Origin of the sequence: Mesorhizobium sp. B2-3-2 (assembly GCF_006442295.1) — a bacterium.
In the GTDB taxonomy this organism is placed as follows: Bacteria; Pseudomonadota; Alphaproteobacteria; order Rhizobiales; family Rhizobiaceae; genus Mesorhizobium.
Genome location: NZ_VFWA01000005.1, coordinates 390,549 through 405,341, shown reverse-complemented (window position 1 = coordinate 405,341; position 14,793 = coordinate 390,549). Strand labels below are relative to the sequence as shown.

The window sequence follows — 14,793 nt, the reverse complement described above, 5'->3', positions numbered from 1 at the left end:
TTTTGCCCTTGCCAAGGCGATATTTGATCAAATATTGAGATTTAAAGAGATCGCCACGCTCGCGACGGTTGGAAACGCCAATGCCACTGCCTGCCTCCGGTGCCGGGAAAATCGACGGCCTGCCGCCATTCAGTGGCTACAGGCGGGCCGACGGCCGCGCCGGAATCCGCAATTATGTGCTGATCTTGTGCATCAATGGTTTGGCGCTGCGTGTCAGCGAGCGGATCGCGGCGGGTCTCGAAGGCGCGCTTCTGGCCGCGACGAGCGCGGGCAGGGGGCACATCGAGCCGGACCTCGGCCTGCATCTTGATCAACTTGTCGGTCTCGGCCGCAATCCGAACGCCGCCGCCGTTCTGGTGGTCGGAGTGGATTCGGCGACGACCGAGATGGTCGCGGCCCGCATTTCGGCTTGCGGCAAGCCGGTCGCCAGCGTTTCCTTCGCCGAGCAGCATGAGGACATGCTGTCGGTCATGGGCGAGGGCATCAGGCGCGGCGCGGCGTTGCTGCGCGAGGCTTCGCGGATCCGGCGCGAGACCTTGCCCGGCGCGCAGCTGGTGGTCGGCATCGAGTGTGGCCATTCCGACGCGACCTCGGGTCTGGTCAGCAATCCGGTCGTGGGGGCCGCGGTCGATCTTCTGGTTTCGCATGGCGGCACCGTCATTGTCGGTGAGACCGTCGAGTGGCTGGGGGCAGAACATATACTCGCGGCGCGCGCCCGCGATGCAACGGTGGCACGACAGATCCTGCAGGCTGTGGAGCGCAAGGAAGGCTTCGCCGCCGCGTCCGGCCACAGCCTGACCGGCAACAATCCGGGCGAGGAGAATATACGCGGCGGGTTGAGCACGATCGAGGAGAAGTCGCTCGGCGCCCTGGCCAAGACGGGAACTTGCCGGATCGACGGCGTGCTCGGCATGGCCGAGCCGGTCACCGCCGGCGGCCTCTACCTCATGGACGGCCCGTCCTTCTCGCCGGAATCGATGACAGGCTTCGCCGCGGCCGGTGCCCAGATCATGCTGTTCACAACCGGACCAGGCAACAGCACCGCGAGCGCGCTCGCGCCGACGATCAAGATCACGGCGCGGCGCGAGACGGCCCGCCGGCTGCCTGAGCAGATCGATTTCGACGCCAGCCCGGTTTCGGAGGGGACCGAAACCGTCACCGAAGCGGCAAACCGGCTGCTGGCGACCATCCTCGATATCGCCGGTGGAACGCTCACCTTCGGCGAGATTTTGGGAGAAGGGCTCGAAGTTCCGACCCGCGTGCGAGGCTCGTTGTGACGGCTATCTCCTCGAACGACGCCGGCCAAGGGACACTGCGCTTTGCGCGCCTGGCCAGCCTGTTCGTGTATTTGCGCACGATGGGCCTGTTCGTGATCGCTTGGTATGTCGCATCGTTCTTCGTGCCTTCGAAGCTGCTCTTGCCGTCGCCGGTCGCGGTTGCGCTTGCGCTGCGCGATACGGCCCTCAACGGCGAACTGCTCGGCAATGCAGGGATCAGCCTTGTCCGGCTGCTGGCAAGCGTCGCGGCGGCCGCCGCGATGGCGGTGCCGCTCGGACTGCTGATGGGCCGCAGCCGGCTCTGGAACGATCTGCTCGAACTGCCGGTGGAGATCCTGCGGCCGATAGCCGGCATCGCCTGGATACCGCTTGCGCTCTACATCTTCGGCATCGGCCATCGGCTGCCGCTGTTCATCATGTTCTATACCGCCTTCTTCCCGCTGCTGGTCGGCACCGCCGCGGGCGCCGCCTCCGTCGACAGGCGGCTCGTCGCGGCGGCCAGCACGATGGGCCTGTCCGGACCGGCGATCATGCGGCGCGTCATCGTTCCGGCGGCGCTGCCGGCGATCCTGGTCTCGGCCCGGCTTGCCGTGGCGGCGGCGTGGACCGCCGTCGTCGCCGCCGAACTGGTAGGGGCGCCGAACGGCCTCGGCTACGCCATCGAATACTACCGCAGCATGCTGTCGACGCCGACGGTGATGGCTTTCATCGTCACCATCGGCCTGCTCGGCTTCCTGACGGACAAGGGATTGCGCTGGCTCTCGGATGTCTTGACCCCATGGGCGCGGACGGAGGCAGCGCGATGAAAAGGCTTGCGCTTCGCCTCGTCGTTCCCGTGCTGCTGCTGGTCGTCTGGGAAGCTCTCGCCTCCGGCTCCGCCCAGGCGCCACGTCCCAGCACGGTCGCCGAAACGGCCATTTCCATGCTGCGCGACGGCGATCTCGCGGCCGGTCTCGCCACCAGCCTCGGACGGGTCTTCGCCGGCTTCGCGGCAGCCGCGCTGCTGGCGATCCCGCTTGGCATCGCCATGGGCAGCATCCCGGCCGTCGAGCGCAATCTCGATCCGCTGGTCGAGACCTTCCGGCCGATAGCGGCACTTGCCATCTTGCCCCTGGTTATCCTCTGGTTGGGCTCGGGTTCCGGGGCAGCGGTCGCCATCGTTGCCTATGCCGCCTTCTTCCCGATCCTGATCAACACCATCTCGGGCGTGAAGCGTATCGAGCCCAGCCTGATGCGCGCCGCGCTGACCATGGGGCTGGCGCCGCTGACGCGGATGCGGGTGGTGCTGCTGCCGGCCGCCTTGCCATCCATTCTGGTCGGCATGCGCATCGGCCTCGGCATCGCCTGGACGGCGATCATTGCCGCCGAACTTGCGGTCGGCGCCAAGTCCGGCAGCAGCGGCGGCATCGGCCAGATGATGTTCGTCTTCTACGCCTACTCGATCAACCTCAACGGCATGGTGGTCTGCATGATCGCGGTCGGCATCGTAGCCTTCGCGCTCGACCGCATCCTGCGTGCCGCACTCGCCTTCGCCGTGCCGTGGAGCCAGCCATGAGCGATGCCAAGATCCGCCTCGACGGCGTCAGCAAATCCTTCGGGGGATCTGCCTCCGTGGTGGCGGTCGACAGCCTGTCGCTGGACATCAGGGCCGGCGAGTTCATGGCTATCGTCGGCCCGTCCGGATGCGGCAAGACGACCGTTCTCAACATGCTCGCCGGCCTCGACAGGCCGACGTCGGGCACGATGAGCCTGAACGGCAGGCCGATCGAAGGACCGGGGGCCGAACGCGGCGTGATGTTCCAGGACTATGCCCTGTTTCCCTGGCGCACCGTGCGCGGCAATGTCGAGTTCGGATTGATCTATGGGCCGGCCGGGCGAGGGCTTTCGCCCACGCAGCGCGCCGACCGCGTCAACCGCACCGTCGAAATGGTCGGCCTGACCGGCTCCGAGGACAAATACCCGCACCAGCTATCGGGCGGCATGCGGCAGCGCGTGGCACTGGCGCGCCTGATGGCGAACGAGCCGGAAATCCTGCTGATGGACGAGCCGCTGGCGGCGCTGGACGCGCAGACCCGCGTCATCCTGCAAGACGAATTGCTGCGCATCTGGGGGCAGGACCGCCCCGCCGCCGAGCGGCGGACGGTCGTCTTCATCACGCACGCCATAGACGAGGCGGTGTTCCTGGCCGACCGGGTCGCGGTGCTCAGCAGCCATCCGGGCCGCCTGAAGCAGGTCATCGACATCGACCTGCCTAGGCCGCGCGGCGACGAGACGCGGCGCTCCGGCGATTTCGCCAGGCTCAGCCAATCGATCTGGGAACTGATCCGCGAAGAGGCTTACCGCGCAACGATGAACTGAAGCGACAACAGGGAGAGGATTGTCATGAGGAAACTTCTGGAAACCGAATTCAACCGACGCGCAGTCCTGAGTGGTGCCGCGGCTGCCGCGCTGGCCATGCCATCGATCGTGCGGGCGCAGGATCGCAAGCCGGCCAAGGTCTCAATCGGCCGCCAGCCTTACGCGGCCGGCAACTCGCCGCTGACGCAACGTATGATCAACGAAAAGCTGCTGGAGAAGGCGGCTGCCGAACTCGGCTACGACCTGACAGTCGACTGGCGCGACTATCCCTCCGCGCTGCCGATGGTGGAAGCTTTCGTCTCCGGCGACCTCGACATCGGCATGTGGGGCAACACGCCGATCGTGCGGCTGCTTTCGCAGGCGCAGCCGATCAACATTCTCACCGTCGGCGAGGGCCACATGCGCATGGTGCTGGCGACCCGCAAGGGCTCCGCCATCAAGAACATCGGTGACCTCAAGGGCAAGACCGTCGGCGCGCTTGTCGGCGGCGATCCCTACAACGCGCTCTCGCAAATGCTGCTGCAGGAACTGGGCGACGCCGACCCGCGCGCCTTCGGCATCAACATCGTCAACACGCCGACCCAGGCCGTTGCCGCGTCCCTGCCGGAGGGCATGGACGCGTCGGTGGTGATCTACCCGGCCTTCCTGAAGGCGAATGCCGAAACCGGCCTCACCGGGATCATGAATTCGTTCGGCTATACCGAGGCCGGCTACAGCGGACCCGCGGGCGAGGGCGAGGGTCACATGCTGCCCGGTGTCAAGAAGTCGAAATTCTACCCCGACGGCTACTACCTGCATCGCTCCTTCTGGATCTGCAGCGATCGAATCGTCGGCGACGATGCCGCGCTCGGCCAAGCCTTCCTGACGGCCGCGCAACGCGCGCTCGCCGATCTCCAGAAGATCGACCCGCGGGAGATCTCGCAGTCGGTTGTCAAATATTGGGGGCTCGATCCCGCGCTGGGCGCCAAGGTCATCGGCGACGAGGTGCTTTTCCAGCGCGGCTGGATCTGGCCGACCGAAGGCGATGCAGCGGCGATCAGCCAGATCTCCCAGTTCATGGTTGCCGGCAAGATGATTCCTGAGGCGCTGAGCTGGGACCAGGTCAAGGCGGCCTTCGGCAAAGCGGCGCCGCTGCTTCAGAAAGCCTATGAGGGCACGGGCAAGGTCCCGGACGAAAGCGGCTTCACCGACAAGAATGCCAAGGATCTGCGTGGCTTGCCGGCATGGCAGCTCGACCAGTGGAAAGTGCCGTCCTGAGGAGTTCGGGCGGCACGCGCATTCGCAGTAGAGTCATTCAGGGAAGGAAGTTGATCCATGACGTCAGTCGGTTTTGTCGGACTTGGAACCATGGGCGCACCGATGGCCCGCAACGTGCTCAAGGCGGGGCACCCACTGACGGTCTTCGACCTCAATCCCGTGGCGGTGAAAAAACTGGTCGACGCCGGCGCCCGGGCGGCGGCGTCGCCGCGCGAGGTTGCGCAGCAATCGGAAATCGTCATCACCATGCTACCGGATGCGCCTGATGTGGAGGCCGCCGTGCTCGGTGCCGACGGCATCGGTCAGGGCCTCAAGGCCGGCAGCCTCTATATCGACATGAGCACGATCGACCCGCAGACCACCCAGCGCATCGGAGCATGGCTGGCGCAGCGCGGCGTCGATATGATCGACAGCCCGGTCGGCAAGACGGTGGAGCACGCCATCGCCGGAACCTCGACGCTGATGATCGGCGGCGATGCCGCCGTGCTGGAGCGCGCCCGCCCGATCCTGTCGAGCATGGGGGCCGACCTCATCCATTGCGGCGGGCTCGGCATGGGGCAGGCAATGAAGCTCACCAACAACCTGCTGGCCAGCGTGCTGATCACGGCCAGCTCCGAGGCGCTGGTCGCCGGCGCCAAGGCGGGCCTGACGCTCGACACCATGATCAGCGTGCTGAAGACGACGATGGCCTGGAACCAGCAATTGGCGGTGGCGATGCACAACCGCGCGCTCAAGGGCGACTTCGAGCCAGGCTTCATGGTCAAGCTTGCCCACAAGGATTGCCGGCTTGCCTTGGCGATGAACGATGCGCTCGGCGTCGAGACGCCGGTCGGGGGCGCCACGCTCGCCGTGCTCAGGGAGGCGATGGACGCCGGCATGTCCGGCAAGGACGTCGGCGCCGTGCTGAAGCTGCGCGAAGACGCGACCGGCGTCCAGGTCCGGCTTGCCGGCGCATGACCAAGCCTGGAGCCATAGTGCTGCACGCTGACGACGACGTGGCTGTCCTCGTCGAACCAGTCGAGGCAGGCGCCGAAGTGACGACGCGAGGCGCCCGCGAGGGGCTTGTCCTCAAGGCCGGCGCCGCGCTGCAAGCCGGCCATAAGCTGGCGTTGCATGACTTGGCCGCCGGCTCCATCATACGCAAATACGGCGAGGCGATCGGCCGCCTGACGGCTGCCGTGGCGGCCGGCGACCACGTCCACGTGCACAATCTGCAAAGCCTGCGCGGACGCTGACGCCGGACCAGCATCCCGAACAGGCCGGACCTTATCGATCGGCCATGGCCACGCCGTCCTTGCGGTTGCCTCCTGGCCGGTTCACTGCCACATATTGCAACATCATTCGTTCGATATGAGGCTCTTCATGTCCCCCGACAGCCGTCTGCCGGCACGTGCCCTTGCTCCCCGCCGCCATGACGAGATCCTGAGGCGCCTGGGCGTCCAGGGCTCCGTCAGCGTCGCCGAACTGGCCGGTTTCTTCGACGTCTCGCGCGAGACCATCCGCCGCGACCTGAAGCTGCTTTCCGACCAGGGACGGCTCGGCATCGTGCATGGCGGCGCCGCTCGCTTCGAGCCGAGCGAGCCGGCGATGGAGCGCATCACCGCCCGCGCCACGGGATCGTAGCGCCGCCTCAGCCGGGTTTGCGTTCGACGATGTAGATGTGGTCCGCGGCCAGCACCACTTCATCGCGCTGGTTGATCACCTCGCAGCGCTCGATCACCCGACCCGCGGCCGGCCGCTTCGGATCGTCCTCTTTGGCTGCGATGGTGGTGCGCGTGCGGATCGTATCGCCGATGAACACCGGCTTGATGAAACGCAGCCGGTCATATCCATAGGAGAAGGCAACCGGGTTGACGACGCTCGCCGTCAGTCCGATGCCGACCGAGAACACCAGCGTGCCGTGCGCGATGCGCTGGCCGAACGGCGTCGTCTTCATGAACTCGGCGTCCATATGGTGTGGGAAGAAATCGCCGGTGTGTCCGGCATGGACGATGAAGTCGGTCTCGGTAATGGTGCGGCCGCTGGTCAGCCGCGAGGAGCCGATTTCGTAGTCTTCGAAATAAATTATCTGTTCCATGTCCTGCCCTCCGGCCTTTCGGCCAGCGGCGTCGCCGACGCCGCGCTCGATTTATAGGCGGCTTCCACCAGCGCCATCGTGCTCCAGGCGTCCTCGACCGAGCTGACCAACTCGTCGTCTTCCCCGCAAGAAAAGCGTTGGACATTGGCCATGCGCCCGACAAAGGCATCGGGGAACCATTCGCCGGCGAGTGGCACGGCAATCCAATCCGTCCCGCCTTTCGGGTATATTTCCAGGACATCCGGTTCGCCGCGGGGATAGTCGAGATTGAGGCCGAGTTTGAGATAGGCCGCGCCCTCGGTGCCGCAGATGCGGAATTCGCAGGCCTGGTGCCGGCGCCCGAACTTGTGGTCATGATTGATCGACAGCGCACAGCGCACGGTGTCGCCATAATCGAGGATGGCGCTGGTGCGCGTCTGAGCCACGCTACGGTTGGGGTGGCCGAGTGTCTTGGCGTGCACCCCTTTGGGATCGCCCAGCAATTGCCTGACGAGGTCGAGATAGTGGATCGAATGCATGGCGATCTCGACACGCGGCGCCTTGAGCAGGAATTCCCACAATTCCCAAGGCGTCGCCAGCGCCAGCCAGGCGTCGAAGTCGACGACCTCTCCGAGCCATCCCTTGGCGATGGCATCCTTGAGCGCCAGCACCATCGGCGCGAAACGCAATTGGAAATTCACCGCAGCCTTGAGCTTCCTGGCGCGGCAGATTTCGAGGATTTCGGTTGCCTCGCCGAGATAGTTGCCCATCGGCTTCTGGATCAGTGCGACCGCCCCCTCGGGAAGCGCCTTCAGGATCTCGGCATGCCGACCGGGCGGTGTCGCGAGATCGAAGATCGCATCGTTGATTCCGGCGGCTTCTTCCACGGAGCGGAATGCGGTGACCCCCCATTTCTCGGCCAGCGTCCGCGCCTTGGCCTGGTCCGGATCATAGAGGCCGGCAATCGGAAACTTGGCCTTCCGGTAGGCGGGAAAATGGGCATCGCCGACAATCGAACCTGCGCCAAAGGTGACGATCGGCCGGGGCTTTGTAGGCTTAGGCCAGGACTGGATGAGTGAGGCAGGGTCGAAACCGCCATCAGTCATGATGGAAGACCTCGTCCATCGAAGCCCACCATTCGCCCTCCTTGCGGGTCGCCAGCGGCTCCTGGCAAGGCATGCAGAGGGCCCACCATTCCTGCGTTTTCGGGTCTGCCGCCATCTTGGCCATGTCGGCGGCATAGTCGGTGCCATGGTATTCGAAATAGGCAAACAGCAGGTTCTCCGGCCGCTTCAGGTAGATCGAATAGTTCTTGATGTTGCAGGCCGAGATCATGGTCAGCACGTCGGGCCAGACGGCGGCATGGAGGCGGATATACTCCTCGACCTTTTCCGGCTTCAGTCCCAGCACCATTCCCATCCGCTGCATATCAGTTCTCCTATTTGGTGATCGCCGTGGTGAATTCGGCGATGCTCATGGCCTTGACCGCGTCCCAGTCCCAATCGATGCCGATGCCGGGCTCGTCGGGTGCCAGCGCCTGCCCATCCTCGATGCGCATGCGCTTGCCGGTCAACTGGTCAAGCTGCGGAATGTACTCGACATACCGGCCGTTCTGAACAGCGCAGGTGAGGCTGACATGCAATTCCATAAGGAAATGCGGGCAGACCGGGATGTCGAAGGCCTCCGCCGCGTGCGCCACTTTTAGCCAGGGCGTGATGCCGCCAATGCGACCGACATCGACCTGCACGATCGAACAGGCGCCTTTCTGCATGTATTCGCGGAAATGCCTGATGGAATAGAGCGACTCGCCGATGGCGATCGGCGTCGGCGTCGAGTTCGACAGCCTGACATGCCCATCGATGTCGTCCGCCGGCAGCGGCTCCTCGATCCAGGCGAGATCGAGTTCACGCAGCCTCGCCGCGCGGCGGATCGCCTCATCGACCGAAAATCCCTGATTGGCGTCGGTCATGATCTCGTAGCCGTCGCCCACCGCCTTGCGCACCGCCGCCAGCCGCGCCAGATCTTCCGATCCGTGTGGTTTTCCGATCTTCACCTTCGAGCCGCGAAAGCCCTTGGCCTTGGCGGCCAGCGCGTCATCGACCAGCGCCTGCGTCTCGATGTGCAGCCAGCCGCCCTCCGTCGTGTAGAGCGGGCAGCGGTCCTTGGCGCCGCCGGCGAGCTTCCACAGCGGCAGGCCCTGTTTCTTCGCCCTGAGATCCCACAGCGCCGTGTCGATCGCGGCTATGGCTATGGCGGTGATCGCGCCGATGGTCGTTGCGTGGGTGGCGAATTCGAGATCGTGCCAGATCGCCTCGATCATGTCGGGGTCGCGGCCGATCAGGCGCGGCGCCAGATGGTCGGACAAGAGCCGCATCACCGACGAGCCGCCGGTGCCGATCGTGTAGCTGTAGCCGGTGCCGACGGCGCCGTCGGAATCGGTGATCGTGACGAGAGGCGTTTCCTGGCTGACGAAACTCTGGATCGCGTCCGTGCGCTTGACCTTGGGCACAAGGTCCACCATCCGCAGTTCTATTTTTTCGATCTTGGCCATGTCTCAGCTCCGCAATGACTTTCCGGTGTCGGCGGCAAACAGATGCGCCTGCGACAGGTCGAGGCTCATGGCCACCCGCTCGCCCGATCCAAGCGGTCGTGGGTTCAGCATCCGCGACACCCAGTCTTGGCGGTTGAATTCGACGAACACCAGGGTCTCGTTGCCAAGCGGCTCGGTGACCGTGATCGGCAGTTCGATCCGGTGGACGTCGGCCGCGCCGCCGGAACTGATACCATGGCCGGTCGGATAGATGTCGTCGGGCCGCAGCCCGAACACCACCTTGTCACCCCGGGCGACATTGGGTTTGAACTGGTTGGGCAGTGGCAGCTTCTCGCCGCTGGCGAAAACCAGTTGGCCGTCATCGATCGTCGCCTCGTGCAAATTCATCGGCGGCGAGCCGATGAAGCCCGCGACGAACCGTGTCGCCGGCCGCCGGAACACCTCGTCTGGGGTGCCGACCTGTTCGATATGGCCGTCGCGCATGATCACGATGCGGTCGGCAAGCGTCATCGCCTCGACCTGGTCATGGGTGACATAGATCACCGTCGACCGCACCTTGGCGTGCAGCTTCTTGATTTCGGTCCGCATCTGCGTGCGCAGTTTGGCGTCGAGATTGGAAAGCGGCTCGTCGAACAGGAACACGTCGGGATCGCGTACGATGGCGCGGCCCATGGCGACACGCTGGCGCTGGCCGCCGGAAAGCTGCGACGGGCGACGGTCGAGGAGCGTGTCGAGGCCGAGGATGGCCGAGGCTTCGGCGACGCGGCGCTCCATGTCCTCCTTGGCGGCCCCGGCGATCTTCAGGGAGAAGCCGAGGTTCTCGCGCACCGTCATGTGCGGATAAAGCGCGTAGGACTGGAACACCATCGAGATGTTGCGCGAACGCGGCGGCAAATCGTTGACGACACGGCCGCCGATCTCGATCGAGCCGGCGCTGATCTCTTCCAGCCCGGCGATCATCCGGAGCGTCGTCGACTTGCCGCAGCCGGACGGACCGACCAGCGCGATGAATTCGCGGTCCGCGATGTCGAGGTCGATGCCGTGCACGATCCCGACATTGCCGTAGCGCTTGGTCAGCTTTTGGAGGGAAACCGTTGCCATGGGATCAGCCTTTCACCGCGCCGGAGGTCAAGCCGCCGACGAGGTGTTTCTGGACGATGTAAGTGAGGGTGAGCGCCGGGATGATCATCACCACGGCGAGCGCGCACATGCCGCGCCAGTCGATGGTGAACTCGGCCGTGTAGTCGAGCAGGCCGACCGGCAGCGTCTTGGCGCTGACCGAACGGGTCAGCTGCGAGGCCAGCGCAAACTCGTTCCAGCAGGTCAGGAAAGCAAAGATCGCGGCCGACGCGATGCCGGGTCCCGCAAGCGGGAACTCGACCTGCCAGAAGGCCTGCCAGCGGGTGCAGCCGTCGATCTGGGCGGCTTCGGCGAGGTCCTTCGGCACTTGGCGGAAGAAGCCGTCGATCAGCCAGATCGTGAACGGCACGTTGAGCGCGACATAGGCCAGGATCAGCCCGAAATGCGTGTCGATGATGCCGAGCCGCACGTAGAGGAAGAACAGTGGCAGCGACAGTGCGATGCCCGGCACCGTGCGCGTCAGCATCAGGCCGAGGAAGACGCCCGACTTGCCGCGGAAACGGTAGCGCGCGAAGGCATAGCCGCCGGCCATGCCGATGGCCACCGCGATCACCGTCGAGGTCACCGAGATGATCAGCGAGTTGCGGAAATATTCGATGACCGGGATGCCGCCCTTGCCGATGCCTGAGAACATCGCGACATAGGCGTCGAACGAGATCTGCTGGGGGATCCACACCGGCGGCTTGGCCATGATCTCCACCGTCGGCCGCAGCGACGAAAACACGATCCACAGGCCGGGCAGGCAGATGGTCAGCATCGCCAGGAACAGGCCGATGCGATAGGCGATGCCCAGCAGCCGGCGCTTGAGGCGGGCGGAAGAATTCTCGTCCATCACCACTCCGCACCGATCTGCGTGCGCGCCGCGGCGAGCTTGTTGAAGAAGTAGACGGTGAAGGCGATCGACAGCAGGATCGAGAAATAGGCCATGGCGTTGGCCATGCCCATGCGCCCGTCGCTGTAGGCGGTGCGCGCCACCAGCGTCCACAAAAGCTCGGTGCGGCCGGCCGGTCCGCCATCGGTCATGATCTTGACGATGTCATAGGCGCGCGCGACGTCGAGCGAGCGTATGGTCATGGCGATATAGGCGAAAGGCATGACGAACGGCCACGTCACATAACGGAATGTCTGCCACGGCGTGCAGCCGTCGACGCGCGCCGCCTCGATCGGCTCCTTGGGCATGGCGAGCAGGCCGGCGAGGATCAGGATGGCGAAGATCGCCGTCGACGACCAGATCTCGGCGATCGAGATGGCGATGAAGGCGAGATGGCCTTCGATCAGCCACGGGATGGCATCCCTGGTGATGCCGAGCGATTGCAGGGCGTTGTTCACCAGGCCGATATTGTCGTTGAACATGAACTTGAACTGGAAGCCGACGAGGATCGGCGAGAACATCATCGGAAACATCATCAGCGTGCGCAGGATGCGCTGGCCGCGGGTCGCCTTCTCGACCAGCATGGCGAGGCCGAGGCCCAGCAGCATTTCGAGATTGAGCGCTATGGTCAGCAGCAGAACCGTGCGCCCGAACGCCCACCAGAAATCGGCGTTCGCCAGGATCGAGAGATAATTGCGGAAGCCGACAAAGACGAAGAACGTTTCGGGCTTGGTCAGCCGGAACGGCGTGAAGCTGGAATAGAGCGACAAAAGCAACGGCACCATGACCACCGCCGCCAGCACGATGATCGCCGGAAGCAGCAGCAGGAATGGCGCGGATGGCTTGAAGCCCTTCATTGGGACCCTGTGAGTTGCATTCGATTGCCGCCTGTCGAGCCCGGCGGGGCAGGCGTCGTCATCGTGGAACACCCGAGGCAGTGCGCGCCTTAAGACGCGAGCGCCTCCCCCATGACTGATGGGGGAGGCGGCCTTGGGAGCGGTTCTACAGCTTGCCGGCGTCTTCGAGGATTTGCGTCGCCTTGGCGGCGGCTTCGTCGAGCGCCTGCTTGGACGTCTTGTCGCCGAGAATCGCCGCCTGCAATTCGGGATAGACGGCGTTCGAGATCTCGATCCATTCAGGCGTCTGCGGCACGGCGAAGGCGTGCTTGGCTTCTTCCTGGAAGGCGGAGAGAACCTCCTTCTTGTACGGATCGTTTTCGGCCTGCTTCAGGTCCCAGTCCCAGACCGCGCTGCGGGTCGGCAGCGGGCCCGCGGCGGCTTCCAGCTTCTGGCTGTCCTCATTGGTGAGCCACCACACCAGCGATGCCGCGGCCTCCTTGTTCGGGCAGTTCTCGGTCACCGAGAAGCCATGGAAACCGGACCAGCCGGTGCGCTTGCCGGACGAGCCTTTCGGCGCGACCTTGACGCCGACATTGCCGGCGACCTTCGACGATTTCGGATCGTTGAAGAAGCCGGCCCAGCCCGGCCAGTCCAAGTTGATGGCAACGGTGCCGGAGGCAAAACCCTGGCCGAGATCATCCCAGAGATAATTGGTGGTTCCGGCCGGCACGGCCTTGGCCTTGTAGAGGTTGACGAACCAGTCGAGCGCCCGCACGCCGGCTTCGGAGTTGAAGACCGGCTTGCCGTCCTTGTCGAGATACTCGCCGCCCTCGGCCACCACCATCTCGTAGAAGCGGCCGTTGATCGCCTCTTCCTTGCCGGCGAACTGTGTGCCGTAGAAATTGGGCGGGTTGGCGAAGAACTCGGCCTGGTCGGTGACCTCTTTCCAGGTGTCCGGGGGCACCAGATCATAGCCGTATTTCGCCTTGAACTTGGCCTTGTTGTCGGCATTCTCGTAGAGGCTCTTCTGGTAATAGAGGGCGGAGACGTCGAACTGCGCGCGCGGCAGCATCTCCAGCTTGCCATCGATGGTCGCCGCCTTGATCGTCGACGGCACGAAGGCGTCGATCTCTTCCTTGGGCAGCAATTTGCTGAGGTCGGTATAGAGGCCGGTATATTGCGGCGCGAAGGAGGAGTGATTCCAGCCGACGCACCAGTTGGTGCTGCCCGAGGCAATGTCGGACTTCAACTCCTTATCGATGTCGAAGCCGTTCTTCTTGGTCAGGATGTTGACCTTGGCGCCGGTCGCCTTCTCCCATTCGGGGATGCGCTCGTAGAGCTTTTCATATTGCTGGCCGCCGATCAGCTTCACGTCGACGGTAATGCCTTCGAACTTGCCGGGCAGCTCCGCGGCAAGGGCTGCGCCTGCGCCTGACGCAAGCAACAATGCGCCGGCGCACACGCCGGAAAGCAGTCTGTTCATTGGTATCCTCCCTGGGTGCGCCTCAGCGGCGACCGCAACTCGTCTGATGACAAGAAGCGCTACATTCATATACAAACAAAACATTCATGGATACGTCAAGGCGAAATTTGTTTCCGCCGGCCGCGTTCCTGCGTATATGAAGAATCGATTTCACTGGAGGGACGGTCGATGGATGATAGCGAAGACGAGCGGTATCGCGCGCCTGCGCTCGACAAGGGGCTCGACATCCTGGAACTGCTGGCCGGCGTCGACGGCGGCCTGACGCAGGCGGAAATCGCCAAGAAGCTCGACCGCAGCCCCAACGAGTTCTACCGCATGCTGGACCGGCTGGTGCGGCGCGGCTATGTCACGCGGCTCGACGGTGACCGCTATTCACTGACGCTCAAGCTGTTCGGTCTGGCGCAACTGCACGCGCCGGTGCGGCGGCTGGTTTCCTATGCGACGCCCTTGATGCGGGAGCTGGCGGAGACATCGCAGCAGGCCAACCAACTTGTTGTTTTTGATCGCGGTTCCGCCGTGGTGATCGGCCAGCAGGAGGCGCCGAACTACTGGGGCATCTCGATCCGGGTCGGTGCCCACATCAGCCTGTTCGACACCGGTTCGGGACATGTGCTGCTCGCCTTCCGTTCGCAGGAGGAGCGCCAGATGATGATCTCCGAACATGTCCGCAGCACCGACAATACGGCGCAGCCGCCCGAGTTCTTTGCCCGTCTCGACCAGATCAGGGAACGGGGATATGAGATGATGGCCTCGATGCAGACCGCCGGGGTCTACAATCTGTCGGCACCGGTGCGCGGCTCCGACGGCAAGGCCATCGCGGCGCTTTCGATTCCTTACATCACCGTCGTCAACGCACCGTCCGCGCCGGACATGACCCGCACCATCGAACTGCTGCTGGCGACATGTGAAAAGCTGTCGCGTCTGGCCGGGTCGGCCGTCGGCTCATCGGTGTAATTCTTAT

The 14,793-nt window shown here is 64.5% G+C and carries 16 protein-coding genes and 1 pseudogene; 9 read left to right on the top strand and 8 right to left on the bottom strand.

Annotated elements, in window-relative coordinates:
* The first annotated feature begins 80 nt into the window (after positions 1-80).
* The 8 genes and pseudogenes from FJ964_RS16060 to FJ964_RS16025 form a co-directional block, all read left to right on the top strand.
* Positions 81-1,277 (top strand): UxaA family hydrolase, encoded by a 1,197-nt coding sequence (locus FJ964_RS16060; protein ID WP_140551271.1) that lies wholly within the window; start codon positions 81-83, stop codon positions 1,275-1,277.
* The gene (locus FJ964_RS16055; RefSeq protein WP_140551270.1) at positions 1,274-2,083 is read left to right on the top strand and encodes an ABC transporter permease; all 810 of its coding nucleotides are present in this window, start codon (positions 1,274-1,276) and stop codon (positions 2,081-2,083) included. Before FJ964_RS16060 ends, FJ964_RS16055 begins: the two co-directional genes overlap by 4 nt.
* Positions 2,080-2,832, top strand: a complete 753-nt coding sequence (locus tag FJ964_RS16050; protein ID WP_181172489.1) for an ABC transporter permease — start codon at positions 2,080-2,082, stop codon at positions 2,830-2,832. The genes FJ964_RS16055 and FJ964_RS16050 overlap by 4 nt, the downstream gene beginning before the upstream one ends.
* The gene (locus tag FJ964_RS16045) at positions 2,829-3,635 is read left to right on the top strand and encodes an ABC transporter ATP-binding protein (RefSeq protein ID WP_140551268.1); all 807 of its coding nucleotides are present in this window, start codon (positions 2,829-2,831) and stop codon (positions 3,633-3,635) included. Before FJ964_RS16050 ends, FJ964_RS16045 begins: the two co-directional genes overlap by 4 nt.
* A gap of 24 nt (positions 3,636-3,659) precedes the next feature.
* Positions 3,660-4,892 carry a PhnD/SsuA/transferrin family substrate-binding protein gene (locus FJ964_RS16040; protein WP_140551267.1) on the top strand — a complete coding sequence of 411 codons (1,233 nt, stop codon included), beginning with the start codon at positions 3,660-3,662 and terminating at the stop codon, positions 4,890-4,892.
* Between the two features lie 57 nt (positions 4,893-4,949).
* Positions 4,950-5,849 (top strand): NAD(P)-dependent oxidoreductase, encoded by a 900-nt coding sequence (locus FJ964_RS16035; RefSeq protein WP_140551266.1) that lies wholly within the window; start codon positions 4,950-4,952, stop codon positions 5,847-5,849.
* Positions 5,846-6,127, top strand: a complete 282-nt coding sequence (locus FJ964_RS16030) for a UxaA family hydrolase (protein WP_140551265.1) — start codon at positions 5,846-5,848, stop codon at positions 6,125-6,127. Before FJ964_RS16035 ends, FJ964_RS16030 begins: the two co-directional genes overlap by 4 nt.
* 127 nt (positions 6,128-6,254) lie before the next feature.
* Positions 6,255-6,482, top strand: a pseudogene (locus tag FJ964_RS16025) (DeoR family transcriptional regulator); the annotation flags it as partial.
* Positions 6,483-6,522: 40 nt separating this feature from the next.
* On the opposite strand, the gene FJ964_RS16020 reads toward FJ964_RS16025, so the two are convergent.
* The 8 genes from FJ964_RS16020 to FJ964_RS15985 all read right to left on the bottom strand — a co-directional run bounded on the left by FJ964_RS16020 (position 6,523) and on the right by FJ964_RS15985 (position 13,832).
* A complete protein-coding gene (locus FJ964_RS16020; RefSeq protein WP_140551264.1) occupies positions 6,523-6,969 on the bottom strand; it encodes a MaoC/PaaZ C-terminal domain-containing protein in 447 nt (148 codons plus the stop codon).
* Positions 6,957-8,054 (bottom strand): Gfo/Idh/MocA family oxidoreductase, encoded by a 1,098-nt coding sequence (locus tag FJ964_RS16015; protein WP_140551263.1) that lies wholly within the window; start codon positions 8,052-8,054, stop codon positions 6,957-6,959. The genes FJ964_RS16020 and FJ964_RS16015 overlap by 13 nt, the downstream gene beginning before the upstream one ends.
* Positions 8,047-8,376, bottom strand: coding sequence for an L-rhamnose mutarotase (locus FJ964_RS16010; RefSeq protein ID WP_140551262.1), 330 nt, complete (start codon positions 8,374-8,376; stop codon positions 8,047-8,049). The genes FJ964_RS16015 and FJ964_RS16010 overlap by 8 nt, the downstream gene beginning before the upstream one ends.
* Before the next feature lie 10 nt (positions 8,377-8,386).
* Positions 8,387-9,499, bottom strand: a complete 1,113-nt coding sequence (locus FJ964_RS16005; protein WP_140551261.1) for a mandelate racemase/muconate lactonizing enzyme family protein — start codon at positions 9,497-9,499, stop codon at positions 8,387-8,389.
* Between the two features lie 3 nt (positions 9,500-9,502).
* The gene (gene ugpC, locus FJ964_RS16000) at positions 9,503-10,600 is read right to left on the bottom strand and encodes a sn-glycerol-3-phosphate ABC transporter ATP-binding protein UgpC (RefSeq protein ID WP_140551260.1); all 1,098 of its coding nucleotides are present in this window, start codon (positions 10,598-10,600) and stop codon (positions 9,503-9,505) included.
* A 4-nt stretch (positions 10,601-10,604) separates the two neighbouring features.
* A complete protein-coding gene (locus FJ964_RS15995) occupies positions 10,605-11,471 on the bottom strand; it encodes a carbohydrate ABC transporter permease (RefSeq protein WP_140551259.1) in 867 nt (288 codons plus the stop codon).
* On the bottom strand, positions 11,471-12,367 hold the full coding sequence (locus tag FJ964_RS15990; protein ID WP_140551258.1) for a sugar ABC transporter permease: 897 nt from the start codon (positions 12,365-12,367) through the stop codon (positions 11,471-11,473). Before FJ964_RS15990 ends, FJ964_RS15995 begins: the two co-directional genes overlap by 1 nt.
* Positions 12,368-12,512: 145 nt before the next feature.
* The gene (locus FJ964_RS15985) at positions 12,513-13,832 is read right to left on the bottom strand and encodes a sugar ABC transporter substrate-binding protein (RefSeq protein WP_140551257.1); all 1,320 of its coding nucleotides are present in this window, start codon (positions 13,830-13,832) and stop codon (positions 12,513-12,515) included.
* A gap of 168 nt (positions 13,833-14,000) precedes the next feature.
* On the opposite strand from FJ964_RS15985, the gene FJ964_RS15980 reads away from it, so the two are divergent.
* Entirely contained in the window at positions 14,001-14,786 is a 786-nt protein-coding gene (locus FJ964_RS15980) for an IclR family transcriptional regulator (protein ID WP_140514524.1), read from the top strand.
* The last annotated feature ends 7 nt before the right edge of the window (positions 14,787-14,793 follow it).